13 protein-coding genes are annotated in these 13,866 nt (G+C 43.3%); 3 read left to right on the top strand and 10 right to left on the bottom strand.

From position 1 onward, the window contains the following. Positions 1-33 precede the first annotated feature (33 nt). Both GRQ40_RS05420 and GRQ40_RS05415 read right to left on the bottom strand, forming a co-directional pair. Positions 34-2,136: an amylo-alpha-1,6-glucosidase gene (locus GRQ40_RS05420; protein ID WP_159719532.1), complete on the bottom strand. Its 2,103-nt coding sequence runs from the start codon at positions 2,134-2,136 to the stop codon at positions 34-36. Positions 2,137-2,291: 155 nt separating this feature from the next. Further along, the gene (locus GRQ40_RS05415; protein WP_159720787.1) at positions 2,292-3,308 is read right to left on the bottom strand and encodes a LacI family DNA-binding transcriptional regulator; all 1,017 of its coding nucleotides are present in this window, start codon (positions 3,306-3,308) and stop codon (positions 2,292-2,294) included. 305 nt (positions 3,309-3,613) lie between these two features. Between GRQ40_RS05415 and GRQ40_RS05410 the strand changes: the two genes are divergently transcribed. Then, positions 3,614-3,820 carry an alpha/beta-type small acid-soluble spore protein gene (locus GRQ40_RS05410; protein WP_080862831.1) on the top strand — a complete coding sequence of 69 codons (207 nt, stop codon included), beginning with the start codon at positions 3,614-3,616 and terminating at the stop codon, positions 3,818-3,820. A 246-nt stretch (positions 3,821-4,066) separates the two neighbouring features. Here the strand turns inward: GRQ40_RS05410 and GRQ40_RS05405 are convergent, their stop codons facing one another. Next, on the bottom strand, positions 4,067-4,573 hold the full coding sequence (locus tag GRQ40_RS05405; RefSeq protein WP_044746739.1) for a ferritin: 507 nt from the start codon (positions 4,571-4,573) through the stop codon (positions 4,067-4,069). 121 nt (positions 4,574-4,694) lie between these two features. Continuing rightward, a complete protein-coding gene (locus GRQ40_RS05400; RefSeq protein ID WP_159719531.1) occupies positions 4,695-6,110 on the bottom strand; it encodes a branched-chain amino acid transporter BcaP in 1,416 nt (471 codons plus the stop codon). A gap of 386 nt (positions 6,111-6,496) precedes the next feature. Here GRQ40_RS05400 and GRQ40_RS05395 point away from each other — a divergent pair, with 386 nt between their 5' ends. Continuing rightward, a complete protein-coding gene (locus GRQ40_RS05395; protein ID WP_369815499.1) occupies positions 6,497-6,838 on the top strand; it encodes a DUF485 domain-containing protein in 342 nt (113 codons plus the stop codon). Continuing rightward, positions 6,835-8,373 (top strand): solute symporter family protein, encoded by a 1,539-nt coding sequence (locus tag GRQ40_RS05390; RefSeq protein WP_066146900.1) that lies wholly within the window; start codon positions 6,835-6,837, stop codon positions 8,371-8,373. The genes GRQ40_RS05395 and GRQ40_RS05390 overlap by 4 nt, the downstream gene beginning before the upstream one ends. A 54-nt stretch (positions 8,374-8,427) precedes the next feature. Here the strand turns inward: GRQ40_RS05390 and GRQ40_RS05385 are convergent, their stop codons facing one another. The 6 genes from GRQ40_RS05385 to GRQ40_RS05360 form a co-directional block, all read right to left on the bottom strand. Then, positions 8,428-9,414 (bottom strand): signal peptidase I, encoded by a 987-nt coding sequence (locus GRQ40_RS05385; RefSeq protein WP_159719530.1) that lies wholly within the window; start codon positions 9,412-9,414, stop codon positions 8,428-8,430. 14 nt (positions 9,415-9,428) lie between these two features. After that, complete coding sequence (locus GRQ40_RS05380) at positions 9,429-9,959, bottom strand: TasA family protein (protein ID WP_066146896.1); 531 nt, start codon at positions 9,957-9,959, stop codon at positions 9,429-9,431. A 272-nt stretch (positions 9,960-10,231) separates the two neighbouring features. Then, entirely contained in the window at positions 10,232-11,341 is a 1,110-nt protein-coding gene (gene menC / locus GRQ40_RS05375; protein ID WP_066146894.1) for an o-succinylbenzoate synthase, read from the bottom strand. Continuing rightward, positions 11,338-12,189: a GNAT family N-acetyltransferase gene (locus tag GRQ40_RS05370; RefSeq protein ID WP_159719529.1), complete on the bottom strand. Its 852-nt coding sequence runs from the start codon at positions 12,187-12,189 to the stop codon at positions 11,338-11,340. Before GRQ40_RS05370 ends, menC begins: the two co-directional genes overlap by 4 nt. Next, positions 12,164-13,330, bottom strand: coding sequence for a M20 peptidase aminoacylase family protein (locus tag GRQ40_RS05365; protein WP_066146890.1), 1,167 nt, complete (start codon positions 13,328-13,330; stop codon positions 12,164-12,166). Before GRQ40_RS05365 ends, GRQ40_RS05370 begins: the two co-directional genes overlap by 26 nt. 93 nt (positions 13,331-13,423) lie before the next feature. Further along, the gene (locus tag GRQ40_RS05360; protein WP_080861493.1) at positions 13,424-13,855 is read right to left on the bottom strand and encodes a threonine/serine exporter family protein; all 432 of its coding nucleotides are present in this window, start codon (positions 13,853-13,855) and stop codon (positions 13,424-13,426) included. Positions 13,856-13,866: the final 11 nt, after the last annotated feature.

The raw sequence follows: 13,866 nt of genomic DNA, 5'->3' as shown, positions 1-13,866 counted from the left end.
TGATCATATCTACAAGGAAGAGAAGACTCTTCCTTATGTAGAAACAAAAACAAGATCGTAGCCGGTTGTATTTTCATGAACGTGAACGTTCATTTTTCCTTGCTCCCGCACAACCGTTAAGGACAGTTGTCCATCGCCAATCGCCATATTGCTTATTTTTAAAAAATTCATCGAATCCAGCAAAGTTGGTGATAGTCGAATTTCTTTTGTTAAGCTATTTGGAAACAAGCCAAGCAACGCTTGAATAAAGACAAGCGGAGTTCCTGCCGCCCAAGCTTGCGGCGAACAAGCCACGGGGTATTTCACAGGCTTGCCAAATGACTTGTCATAACCGCAAAACAATTCCGGCAAACGATCATATTCAAAATGTTCAGCCGCCTCAATCAGCCCGCTCATAATCAATGTTGCTGCGTCTCGCCGCCCCAATTTGCTCAATCCGAGTAAAATGATACTGTTATCATGAGGCCAGATGCTTCCATCATGGTAGCTCATCGGATTATATCCCGTTTCTCCTTTCCCCATTGTGCGAATTCCGTAACCAGAAAACATTTTCGGAGACAGGAGCATGCGCACGACGGCGTCTGCCCGATCTTGATTAAGCATATCGGCAAACAAAACGTGTCCCGGATTCGAAGTAATGGTGCCAACCTGCCGTTTCTGCTCATCTAACGCAATAGCATAAAACTCGACATCCTCCATCCAAAACTGCTCGTCAAATTGGTCTTTTAATGCCTTCGCCTGTTGGCGAAGTTTTTCGGCACGTTCTCCCTCATTCAATTTTTCAAAAATATCAGCAAGCCCTTTTTTCGCTTGATAAACATATCCTTGTACTTCTGCGAGAGCAATAGGAGATTTTGCGTATTCGCCGTTGCGATGCACAATAGAGTCACCGGAGTCTTTCCATCCCTGGTTGGCAATTCCTTTGCTTGATTCTTGATGATATTCAACAAACAAGTCGCCATCGCGATCGCCGTATTGATCGATCCAAGCGAGGGCAGCATCAACATTTTCTTTTAATTGGTCAACAATGGCCAAATCTCCCGTCCATTTCACATATTCTGTTAATAACACAAGAAATAACGGCGTGGCATCAATCGTTCCATAATACGGCGTAAACGGAATTTGATTGGTGTTGGCCAACTCGCCAAACCGAATCTCATGCATAATTTTTCCCGGTTGTTCATCACGCCATGGATCAAGCTTTGTTCCTTGATAACGAGCCATAGTCAAAAGAGTGCCTTTAGCAATTTCCGGATTAAAAGCAAGCAACTGTAGCGCCGCAATTAAACTATCGCGTCCAAAAGGAACCCCGAACCAAGGCAATCCTGCCACCGGAAACGGTCCGTATCCTAAATCGGTTAACAACACCCGCACATCGTTAATACCACGATGAACAAGACGTTGCAGCGGTTCGTAATCGGTCTCTATTTCTGTAATTTTTTCCTGCCATTGTTGATAAGACCACTTTAAGCGCCGCAGCGCCTCATCTGGATGAAGGACCTCGTTGGCCGCTTCTTGACCGATTTGCGGCTGCACAATAAATGTTACGGTTTCTTCAGCCGCAGGCTGGAGAGAAAAACGAAATGCGATTTCTCCATGCTCAAAAGCGGCCTTTTCTTGACGATCCCAACTAATTTTGGTGGTTCGTGTAAGCTCGTCTTCCCCCTTATAGTGGAACATAAGCGAGCGTTCTCCGACTGTTTGGCCTGTACGTGTCCCCACTTTTCCTGTTTGGAATCCGCGCACTAGAAACATGTCAGCAAAATCAACATCAACCTGGATGTTCAAATCGAAGGTCACTGGCTTTGGATAGTAATTTTTTAATTTCACGACTTCATAAAGAACATTTTCATAAATAAATCGTTTCCTTTCTATTTCGATCGACTCGCGCCATAAAATCAATTCTCCACCTTTCTCCATATGCGGATTTGTGAGCAGAATCGTCGCTGCATAGTTTTCCTCTGCATCGGACGAAAGCAGCACAGGTTCTTCGCCATTGATTCGCAAATCCCATTTGCTCAAAAAACGCGTATCTTTTATGTACAATCCTAGACCGTACGGATGATTTTCTGGGATATTCCCTTTTTGATCCGTTAACAGAAATAGCTCATTCTCTTTAATCACTCGATATTCCATTCACTGATGCCTCCTCTTGCTTGAAAGCGTTTTGGAGATCCATACGCCAAATCCGAAACGTTTTGGTTTTCGTTTCCAAAACGTTTCGGATCATCAACTAAAAAAAAGCAACCTATTCCAAAACGTTTTCAATTTTCACCTTTTAAAAACCACTCCTACTCGTGGTTTTTAAAAGTCGATTCGCGTACTTTTAATTCTGTCTCTAACACTTTAATATGGGAGGTTGCTTTTCCCTCCAGCATCTCAATCAACAGCTTAGCTGCTTCATATCCCATCGCAAATTGATTTTGAGCCACCGTCGATAACGGCGGGGTCGTATAGGACGCCAAAATAATATCATCATATCCTACTACCGCTACATCTTCAGGAATGCGCTTTCCAAGTTTTTTAATCGCCTTCATGGCTCCCAGCGCCATTAAGTCACTTGCACAAAAAAACGCTGTAATTTCCGGATAGCAAGTCAATAGCCGCAACGCTTCCTGCTCCGCTTTTTCTTCCTTGAAGGCTCCATCCGCTACTAGCTGCTCGCGAAAAGGCACTTCTGCTTCCAGCAACGCTTCACAAAATCCTCTCAGCCTTTGTTCGCTAACAAATGCGTATTCATAGCCATTGATCATCGCAATGTCGCGATGACCAAGCGCAAGCAAATGGCGAACGGCTTTTTTTGCCCCAAGAACATTATCGGTTGTCACATATCCAACCGTCTCCGATTTGATCGGAATATCAATAAGCACGCAAGGGATGTCGCTCTCTACGACTTCCTGCAAATACGGATCATCAATGCGGATTCCTTGCAAAATCGCTCCGTCTACGCGCCGCTCGCGGCAAAGCTGCGTATACGTTTTTTCGCGCTGCTTCGTCGATGTCGTGCTGAATAAAACCATATCATAATCTACTTCGCTTACGTATTGATTGACACCTGATAAAATTTCAAATGTAAAGTTGTCCTTTGCGCTTTCGCGCGTCAATCCTGAAACGAGCAAACCAATCGTTTTGGATTTATTCATCACGAGACCCCGGGCAAGCGTATTCGGACTGTAGTTGAGCTGTTTAGCAATTTCAATAATTTTTTGTCGCGTTTTTTCATTTACGTCAGAGTAGCCGTTCAGGGCTCTTGAGACAGTCGTAATCGAAACCCCGGCTGCTTTGGCAATATCTTTAATCGTCGTCACCATTCTTCCTCCAAAACGTTTCGGATTGCTTTCTGATTGCATTTTATCTTAACTTCTAACGGATTGCAATAAAAAAATAAATGAAGCAAACAAAATATCTGAATTTTGCTTTCTCTCCTTGACTCATCATCTTTGTACCACCATTCGCGTAATGCTCAAACGAACATACAAAGCATCAGCCGAGTCATTGAACAATGGCTCATTGCCAAAAAATTGCCGCTACCTCTGTAATTGCCATTATAAATTATTTCTCACGCCACATACTAACATTGCAAGACCATTTATCACATTAGGAGGAGAAAAAGATGGCTCGAAACAGCAACAAACTACTCGTACCTGGAATTGAACAAGCACTTGATCAGATAAAATATGAAATCGCTCAGGAATTTGGCGTACAGCTTGGCTCAGACACAGCATCTCGCGCAAACGGTTCTGTCGGCGGAGAAATTACAAAACGTTTAATAGCACAGGCTCAAAGCCAACTTGCTGGATCTTTCCAACCAACTGAATAAAAATGGCTGATTATAAATGAAGAGGCTATTCCTTTTGAATAGCCTCTCAGTCTGTTCAGACACACTTCCCGTCACCGACCTCGCCCGTCCGCCCACGAACGGCTTTCGCTCCGATTCGTATCTTCGCTTGGCTGCAGTCCTTGACAGCCAAACGTTTTCATTTTGAAATGAAAAAATCAAAAAAATAGGTGTTTAAAATGGCGATAGACAAAGTCCATTTTGACTTTGTCTATCGCCTCTTTTGGTTTACTGTTGTTCTGGGGTAAATGTCCGCTTCGCTAACTCACTATCGAGCATAAACATGGCATTGTCGTCGTTTTGAATGCGAACAAGTTTTTGAATCATCGTATCAAACATCGATTCTTCTTCCACCTGCTCATCAATAAACCATTTTAAAAAGTTAATGGTCGCATGTTCCCGTTCATCCCACGCGATATCCGACAAGCGGTAAATTCGTTTCGTCACTTCTTTTTCATGAGCAAGCGCCTTTTCAAAGCAATCCAACACAGAGGCAAACTCATTATTTGGCGAATCGAATCCTGTTATCGTTGCACGTAAGCCTAACGCATTAATAAAGTTGTAAAATTTCATGGCATGGAACCGCTCTTCCTCGGCTTGAACAAGAAAGAAGTGAGCAAATCCATCCAAGCTTTCTGACGAACAGTATGCTGCCATCGCCATGTAAGCATGTGCAGAAAAGAACTCAAAGTTCATCTGCTCATTTAACCCTTGCAAAAGCTCTTCACTAAGCATCTGTTTTCACCCCGCTTCATTCATAGTATGTCCATTATAGCAAAAAACAGAAAAGGAATGCACCTTTGCTCAAAAAAAGACCTTTGCGTTTTTTAGCAAAGGTCTTTCCAACATCATAACATTAGCTTACTTTTTCATTTGCCTCAGCTGGTCCGTTCAATGTGCTATGTCTGCGGCCATATGCAAAATAAATAACAAGACCGATGATTAACCACGATCCAAAACCAATCCATGTAGTGGCTGGAAGCTGAAGCACTAAATATCCGCAGAAAGCAACAGCCAGCAACGGAACCCAAGGAACTAATGGAGTTTTAAACGCACGTTTTAAATCAGGCTGTGTTCTACGCAATACGAGCACTCCGATTGAAACGGTAATGAAAGCAAAAAGCGTTCCGATGTTTGTTAGCTCTGCTAATTTATTTAAAGGTACTACTCCTGCAAAGAAAGCAACGATTAATCCTGTCAACCATGTATTCACATATGGTACTTGTTTTTGTTGGCTAACACGTGAAAATACTTTTGGTAACAAACCGTCACGGCTAATCGCATAGAACAAACGTGTTTGTCCATACATCATAACGAGCAATACTGTGGTAATACCAGTAATCGCTCCAAGTGAGATGAAACCGGCTACCCAATCTTGATGAATGTAATTTAACGCAAAGGCAACTGGGTTTTTCACGTTCAATTGGTCATAAGGAACAATACCTGTTAATACGAGTGACACAACGATGTATAAAGCCGTACATATTAGCAATGAAGCAATAATTCCGATCGGCATATCGCGCTGCGGATTTCTTACTTCCTCCGCCGCTGTTGAAACCGCATCAAAACCGATGTAAGCAAAGAATACAGTTGCCGCACCCGTCGCTACGCCTGAAAATCCATATGGCATAAATGGAGTCCAGTTATCTGGCTTAACATACCATGCACCCACAGCAAGGAATAAAAGAACAACGGCAACTTTAATGATAACCATAACAGCATTAAAGCGAGCAGACTCTTTCACACCGCGTGTGAGCAATAATACAATTAAAAGAACAATCAAAATCGCTGGCAAATCAATAAAGGTTCCTTTTGCTGGATCGTATGCGCTTGTTAGCGCTTTCGGAAGTTCAATTCCAAAACCGGCAAGCAATCCTTGGAAATACCCTGACCAACCAGCTGCTACTGCTGAAGAAGCGACCCCATATTCCAAAATGAGATCCCAACCTAAAATCCAAGCAATCAACTCACCAAAGGCCGCATAACTGTAAGTGTACGCACTTCCCGATACAGGAACAGTTGAGGCGAACTCTGCATAACAAAGAGCTGCAAATACGCAAGCAAGACCCGAAAGAATAAAGGAAATGACAAGTGCAGGACCCGCGTGTTCAGCAGCTGCAACCCCAGTCAATACGAAAATCCCTGTACCGATGATGGCTCCGACTCCAAGCATCGTTAAATCGAAGGCGCTTAAAGATTTTTTTAAGGACGCCCCTTTCCCTCCTGCTTCTTTCAGAAGGACATCAATCGATTTCTTTCTGAATAAACTCATTGTTTGTCTCCCCTTGTCGTTTTCTGTAGAATTTTGCAGAAGTACACGTCAAACATTGTATACTATTCAATATTTTTTGTAAAGTTGAAAAATGAAAAAAGAGTGAGATTATTTTTGGAATTAAGACAAAAAATTTAGAATTTTCCAACTTATTATTGTTACTAAACATTCTTTTGAGGTGTTATTGTTATTGTTCAATAGTGTTCGTCATTTTTCTAATAAATAATCTTCCAAAATAATGAAAATTTTTCAATTCCCAATTTACAAACTTTTCTGATAAATATATAATAAATTTGTGAAAAAAATGTGAACACATATGGGAAGGGAGGGGAATTTATACATTTTTCTCATCAAAAAAAGATTATGAGGAGGGGCAAAACATGGAAATGCAAAAAACCGCTTCACAGCAAGACCACACGTTTACAGATTACAGTCAAATTGTCCAATCTGCTTCATTTCGGCAGCTTATGCATGCCAAAAAAAGGTTTATTTTGCCGTTTTCTTTATTCTTTATGATCTTTTACTTTGCTCTGCCGGTTTTAACATCATACTCTAAAGCGCTCAATACACCCGCCATCGGTTCCATCAGCTGGGCTTGGCTCTTTGCTTTTGCCCAATTTATTATGACGTGGGCTCTATGCACGCTTTATTCCAAGCGGGCAGCCAAATTTGACGAAATGGTAGAAAAAATCAAAAATGAAGTCAAAGAAAGGAGCCACAAATCATGAACGGCTTAGCATTTTCCCTTTTCCTGATTATTGTCGCCTTAACTCTTGTCATTACCTATTTTGCTTCCAAACGGACAAAAACAACAAGCGATTTTTACACGGCGGACAGCACCCTTACCGGCTGGCAAAACGGCTGGGCGATCGCCGGAGATTACATGTCGGCCGCCTCATTTTTAGGAATTGCCGGAATGATTGCGCTGACCGGATTTGATGGATTCTTTTACAGCATTGGCTTTCTCGTAGCGTATCTTGTCGTTCTTTATATTGTAGCCGAACCTCTTCGCAACTTGGGGAAATATACGATGGCTGATATGATTGCCGCCCGATTTGACGAAAAAAAAGTCCGCGGAGTAGCGGCTCTCAATACGATTACCATTTCCATCTTTTATATGATTGCCCAGCTTGTCGGGGCAGGCGCGCTCATTAAGCTTTTATTGGGAATTGATTATGTATATTCCGTTCTCATTGTTGGTGTGCTCATGACCGTCTATGTGGTATTCGGAGGAATGACAGCCACAAGCTGGGTGCAAATTGTCAAAGCTGTACTCCTTATGGCTGGAACGTTTATCATTTCCATTATCGTATTCGCCAAGTTCGATTTTAGCGTTGTGAAAATGTTCAATGAAGTGAAAACAGCCACTCCACTTGGTGAAGCATTTTTAAATCCTGGAAACAAATTTAAAGACCCGCTTGATACACTCTCTCTAAATTTAGCTCTCGTCTTAGGTACAGCCGGACTTCCACACATCTTAATTCGCTTCTTTACAGTAAAAGATGCACCAACCGCTCGAAAATCAGTTGTGTACGCGACATGGATCATCGGTTTATTTTATGTGATGACCATTTTCTTAGGATTTGGAGCAGCCGCATTTGTCGGCTATGACAAAATCGTGGCTGCAAACGCAGCAGGAAACATGGCCGCTCCTTTGTTAGCAGAAGCGCTTGGCGGAGATTTCTTATTCGCTTTCGTTTCAGCCGTTGCTTTTGCTACCATTTTGGCCGTTGTCGCTGGACTTGTACTATCAGCCGCCTCCGCATTTGCGCACGATTTTTACAGCCATATCATCCGGCATGCACAAGCAACGGAAAAAGAACAAATGGTGGCAGCCCGCTGGGCATCGATCGGGGTCTCCATTCTTTCTATTCTTTTAGCGTTATTTGCCCAAAAGATGAATGTAGCGTTTCTCGTTTCATTAGCTTTTGCTGTCGCTGCCAGCGCTAATTTGCCCATTATTTTGCTCACGATTTTTTGGAAACGCTTTAATACAACAGGCGCCATAACGGGTATGCTCGTTGGACTAATTAGTTCACTTCTGCTTGTCATCGTGAGTCCGAACGTTTGGTCACCGGAGCCAGGAGCTGCTATTCTTGTCGGCGAACCGCTCTTTAAACTTGCGAATCCAGGAATCGTCTCCATTCCGTTAGGATTTATCGCCGCTTTTGTTGGAACGCTTTTATCATCGAAAAAAGCAGATGAAAAGAAATTTGATGAAATTCTCGTGAAAGCGAATACAGGGATGAAAGAGCTAACCTGATCAAACAGTGAAACAGGCTGAACTCGGGACATGTTCCGCGAGCTCAGCCTGTTCTTATAATAAGCGAACCCGTAAAGTAAGCGGGATTTGAAAATGATAGCCATTGATATGATCCGTGATCGTCACCATGCCTTGATACGTCCCTGATATCGTCAAAAGCGGCAAAAAGGTGATCTGCAGTGGAATGGAAGCTGTCTCATTTGGTTGAATGGTGAGCTGCTTGGGAACACTGACAATATAATTCGCGCCAACAAGCGATAAAAATGGCTGTGACACATTTTCAATGGTGAGCGAAACATCCGCTTGGCTTTTTGTTTTATTCGTAATCGTAAAAGAATGCAAAATGGTGGTATGGAAATTTGTAATCCCGGAAAGACTTCCCACATCCAGTGACAACGTGGCATTTTGTCCGGTGGATACATACTGTTGATTGTTCGTCGGCTGTCTTGTATCGGTGCTATTTAATAAATAATAAAAAAAGAAACCGCTGCCTGTTGCGAGCTGTCCTTGAGCTGAATTTGCCTCTGTCCACACCGCCTTCGCCTCCAACGGCAAAAGCAAAAGAGCAAACATTAAAAAAATAGACAATATCGCTCGTTTACATAAAAGAACGAGCAAAAGTAAAGCAACTATGATCCCGCCGTATTTTTTTATCATATATAGCCACATTCCGAGCTTAGGAATATGCCATACATAAACTCCTTTCATATCGCTTCTTTGAACTTTTAAAGGATCCTCGATTCGATTCGCATCTCCCTTCGTCTGGATCAGAATCTCTTTTCCTTGTTCAGATACTTGCTGTCGCTTGACGCGATGCAGAACGTAAGCGGATAATGCCGGATGATAAAATAGCACAATTTTTTCAGAAAGCGATTCTGCTTTGCTCAACGGTTTCGTAATGACAAGAGAGCCTTCTGGAATGGTAGGCGCCATGCTATTCGTTAGAACGACATTTCCCTTCCAACCATTCATATAAAACAAACAAATGAATAAACAAAAGCACACCGAAAAAATAACGAACCATTTCATACAAATGCGCATGCTGTCTTTCTCCTTTATCGCGACGTCCCCGGTAATTGAATGGCTTGAATGGTAAATACAATCGTTTCGGCCAGATTTTGAAACGTATTGTCCGCTGTCACAGGAAATGAAATCGTAAATTGCAGATCGTCCTTCTCTCCTGGGGGAAGTAAGAGATTGGGGCCCTGGTGAACATTTAAATCAGAAATGGCTCCATTAAAGTAGGTTGTTGTTCCATCAACAATGGACAGCTGTAAGCCGTTGGTTTGATCAGTCCAAAGCAATGAGTTATTGGAGCTTGCTTGAATAGTGTATGAAAAAGGCACGGTTCCATCGTTTTGCACGGTAACAGTCCGCACAACGACATCTCCGGGAACAAGATTGGAAACGTTAAAAATAGGGGCAGGGGAAACAGAAACGTCTAAAGTGGCGGTCGTTAAATGATTGTTAGGAGAAGTCGCCTCGTCTGTAAATAAAGCATTTGTTTCGCCTAGCAAAAGTATAGGCAAAAAGAGAAAGAAAAAGGAAACAAGCAACAGCCATTTTTTCTTTCGTTGCTTGTACATCTGAGTTCCTCCTTCATGGTCAAAAAACTTTATATATGTTATGCATTTCCGAAAAAATGGTGTGCATGAATAAAGAAAAATCCGCTCTCTTTGTTTAACCTATCCATCGAGAAATGCATATCAACATTTTCGCTTTCTCGCTGAAGCAGCTGTTTGGTCACGCTTTGAGGTGTCGAAACGATAGAACGGCTTCCTTCCAGTTAGCGATAAATTCAATGTTTTAAATTTCGATAAAAAGCCGGTCCCTGATAAGGACCGGCTCCTGGAATCAATTAAGCGTCATATATTTTTTTAAATACCGTGTAACGGTCCACTTGCTGGCGATTCACTTCATACCCGATTCCTGCCCCTTGAGGCACATGAATCACCCCGTTATGTACGGTCACCTCCGGGTCAATAATGTCCCTTTCCCAATAATAAGAAGAGGCCGCTGTATCGCCAGGCATCACAAAGTTTTCAAGTGTTGTCAGCGCTATGTTGTGGGCTCTGCCCACTCCCGATTCAAGCATTCCTCCGCACCAAACGGGAATGCCATGCTGTTGACATAGATCATGAATAAGCTTCGCTTCTGTCAACCCGCCTACACGGCCAATTTTAATATTAATGATTTTGCAGCTTCCAAGCTGAATCGCTTTTTTTGCATCCTCCCACGAATGAATGCTTTCATCAAGGCAAATGGGTGTATGCAATTTGGCTTGCAGCGTAGCGTGATCGACAATGTCATCAGCGGCGAGCGGCTGCTCAATCATCATCAGCTGAAACTCGTCAAGCGCCTGCAAACGTTCAGCATCCTCTAATGAATAAGCTGAATTCGCATCAGCCATAAGCGGCAAATCAGGAAAACGGCGGCGAACTTCACGGACGACCTCAACATCCCAGCCCGGTTTAATTTTCATTTTGATGCGCCGATATCCTTCGCCAGAATAGCGCTCAATAATGCGCAACAAATCATCCACGCTTTTTTGAATCCCAATGCTGATGCCTACTTCAATTTCCTTCTTTTTTCCCCCAAGCGCTTCACTTAATGAGAGTTCGCTTTTTCTTGCATAAAGATCCCATACTGCTCCTTCAATCGCTGACTTCGCCATATGATTTTTTCGAATCGCCGCAAAGCGCTGGCGCAACTCATTCGGATGTTCCATCGGCTTTTGCAGCACAAGAGGCAACAAAAAATCCTCCAGCATATGCCAATTCGTTTTCACCGTTTCTTCATTATACCATGGAGAATGAAATGCCACTGACTCTCCCCATCCCGATACGCCATCTTCATCAATCGCTTCCACTAAAATAAACTCCTTCTTTGTAAAAGCACCGAAACTTGTAACAAACGGTGATTTCAATTCCATTTCCATATGCCGTAAAATAACTTGTTTGATTTTCATTCGTCGCTTCTCCTCTCATCTAAAGCTAGCTTTTGGCGCTTAACTAATACGTAATACTGAACAGGCTCGCCTTCACGACGCAAAATATGCGCCACTGCCCAGCCTTGATGAAATAATGGAACAAATACCTCTCGTGTTTTATAGCGCCAATCCAAGGCCAATTCATCATCTTTCTCTTTCAGCCTCTGGAAATAAAGCGGAATAGGAACAAAAAGCAAGGATTGCTGCTCAAGGCGTTCCCGAATGTCCACTGGAAAAACAGCTTCCGGCATCCCGTCCTTTCTCTCGCGCCAATGAAGCGCTTCCGCTCCTTCAGAACCGCGGATTTGCGAAAACATATGATGCCTCTCGGTTAAATGTGAACTTAAAATTTTCCACTCAACCCAAAAACGATCAGACGGAAGATTGCGGTTGAGAGCATCGTCCATTTCTCCATAGCAGTTTTCAATATAATCGGAACAGACAGCGCCAAGCTTAGCAATATTTAAATAGCCGTTGCGGCTCTCAAGCGGATCATAAGTCCACCGAATCGTCCGGTATCCAAACCTTTTCGCTTCTTCGGCCTGCTTCATCTTGAGCATATAGCCGATTCCATGATTGCGAAATGATTCATCAATGCCCAGCATATGTGAGCATAAATAGATTTCTTCTCCTTGATATCCAGGAAAGCTATACACAAATCCGACGAGTTTCTCTTCCACATACGCTCCAATAATAATGCCGCCGTTTTTAGCTACGGTCAATGTTTGGTGAAGCGGGGTAGGGGTTGCTTTCCAAACATGCTGCTCCAGCTGCGCCATTTTTTTCAGCTCTTCAATCGTGCTAATTTTTCTTAACGAAATGTTCAACGTCTTTCTCCCCCTGTGTTGCTTGTTGGAATGTTTCGATAATCGCTCTTGCTAATATCTCGATGCCAATTAGCAAATCTTCGCGGCGAAACGTCATCGCTGGATGATGCAGACCTGGCGTCAGATCGCAGCCAAGACCGAGCATGGTTGTTTTCAATGTTGGCTTCAGCACGGAATAAAAATGGAAGTCCTCTCCACCAGATGTCACCACAGGAGGAGCGCATTTCTCCCTTCCGATCGTTTGGATAATGGCGCGTTCCATGATCGATTGCGCTTCTTGATGAACTTGGGCAGCCACAATGCGAACCCCTTGATCCAAGTGAATATCCGCTCCATAGATAAGGGAGATTCCATTTGCCACATGGTGAAGCCGTTCGAGCAGCCGCTCCATCGCCTCATTCGTCTGCGCCCGTAAATCAAGGGTAAATGCTGCGTAATCAGGAATGACATTGGCGCTTTTTTCTCCGGCATGAAAGCGCGTCATTTTTATTGACGCGGGTACTTGCGGGTCCATGTGAATATGGCTTAGCTCTTGCACGAGCGTGCTTCCTACTTCGATCACATTGACACCTAAATGAGGTCTTGCGGCATGGGCAGCGACTCCTCTAATCTCTCCTTCAATCATTTGCGCAGCTCCATGCAAAATGGCTGGAGAAGCATAGCCGCTTTTCAGCTCTTGAATGGGGCGCAAGTGAACGCCGTATAAAAACTCAACCTCATCGACTACTCCTTTCTCCAGCATTTTCAAAGCTCCTTTCCCCTTTTCCTCCGCCGGCTGAAAAAGAAGCTTCAATTTTCCTGGAGGACGATAGCCGATGCGGTTAAACAGCTTCGCCACTCCAAGCACCATCGTCATATGAGCGTCATGCCCGCAAGCATGATTCGCCTGCCACACTCCGCCAATTTCTTGCCAAAGCGCGTCCATATCTGCTCGCAAGGCTACTGTCAATGAACCGGTGCCTATTTCTCCGACCACTCCCGTGCAATCGGAAAACGTCTGAACGCGATATCCTTCTTGCAGTAGCTGCTGCCGCAAAAATTCCGTTGTTTTTACCTCTTCCCAACTAATTTCTGGATGTCGATGAAGATGATGAAACACCTCAAATATTTCCTGCTGTATACTCTCGATTGCGTTTTTCATTTTTCCTCTCCCCACTGCATTGGTTCAGCTATTGCAAACATCTTATAATATTCAAAAAAATGTTTCAATAAAATTCGTTAAAAAAACGAACTTCTATCTTGAAGTTCGTTTTTTAACCAATTGATTCGCCACTTCTGAAAAAACAATCCCCATCGCAATGGCTCCCGAAATCATAAATGCCTTGGCAGCGAGCTGGATCGCCATGCTATAGTCGTTCATCACCACATACCGCATCGCTTCATACGCCATGCCTCCTGGGACAAGCGGAATAATGCCAGAAATACTAAACACGGTAATGGGCGTTTTGTACATTCTAGCAAACAGCTGGCTCACCACGGCAATGAAAAAAGCAGAAACGAATGTGGCAAATACCGAATCCGCTTTATGTTCAACAAACGAAATATAAATAAACCAGCCAATCATCCCGACAAAACCACAATGTCCCAGCAGTTTTTTTGGAACGTTAAACATCAAACCAAATGCGGCGGATGCAATTAAACTTGTAACAAGTTGTTCAATCATCATGCTTTTCTCTC

The organism is Anoxybacillus sp. PDR2 (genome assembly GCF_009834045.1).
Taxonomy (GTDB): Bacteria; Bacillota; Bacilli; order Bacillales; family Anoxybacillaceae; genus Anoxybacteroides; species Anoxybacteroides rupiense.
The sequence above is the reverse complement of the archived record's forward strand: the minus strand, read 5'-3'. Positions and strand labels throughout refer to the sequence as shown.

Coding starts and splice junctions, on each gene's coding strand:
- GRQ40_RS05405 (WP_044746739.1), bottom strand. CDS start 4,573: ATGCTTAGTGAAGAGCTTTTGCAAGGGTTAAATGAGCAGATGAACTTT.
- GRQ40_RS05390 (WP_066146900.1), top strand. CDS start 6,835: ATGAACGGCTTAGCATTTTCCCTTTTCCTGATTATTGTCGCCTTAACT.
- menC (WP_066146894.1), bottom strand. CDS start 11,341: ATGAAAATCAAACAAGTTATTTTACGGCATATGGAAATGGAATTGAAA.
- GRQ40_RS05385 (WP_159719530.1), bottom strand. CDS start 9,414: ATGCGCATTTGTATGAAATGGTTCGTTATTTTTTCGGTGTGCTTTTGT.
- GRQ40_RS05410 (WP_080862831.1), top strand. CDS start 3,614: ATGGCTCGAAACAGCAACAAACTACTCGTACCTGGAATTGAACAAGCA.
- GRQ40_RS05380 (WP_066146896.1), bottom strand. CDS start 9,959: ATGTACAAGCAACGAAAGAAAAAATGGCTGTTGCTTGTTTCCTTTTTC.
- GRQ40_RS05400 (WP_159719531.1), bottom strand. CDS start 6,110: ATGAGTTTATTCAGAAAGAAATCGATTGATGTCCTTCTGAAAGAAGCA.
- GRQ40_RS05360 (WP_080861493.1), bottom strand. CDS start 13,855: ATGATGATTGAACAACTTGTTACAAGTTTAATTGCATCCGCCGCATTT.
- GRQ40_RS05420 (WP_159719532.1), bottom strand. CDS start 2,136: ATGGAATATCGAGTGATTAAAGAGAATGAGCTATTTCTGTTAACGGAT.
- GRQ40_RS05395 (WP_369815499.1), top strand. CDS start 6,497: ATGCAAAAAACCGCTTCACAGCAAGACCACACGTTTACAGATTACAGT.
- GRQ40_RS05365 (WP_066146890.1), bottom strand. CDS start 13,330: ATGAAAAACGCAATCGAGAGTATACAGCAGGAAATATTTGAGGTGTTT.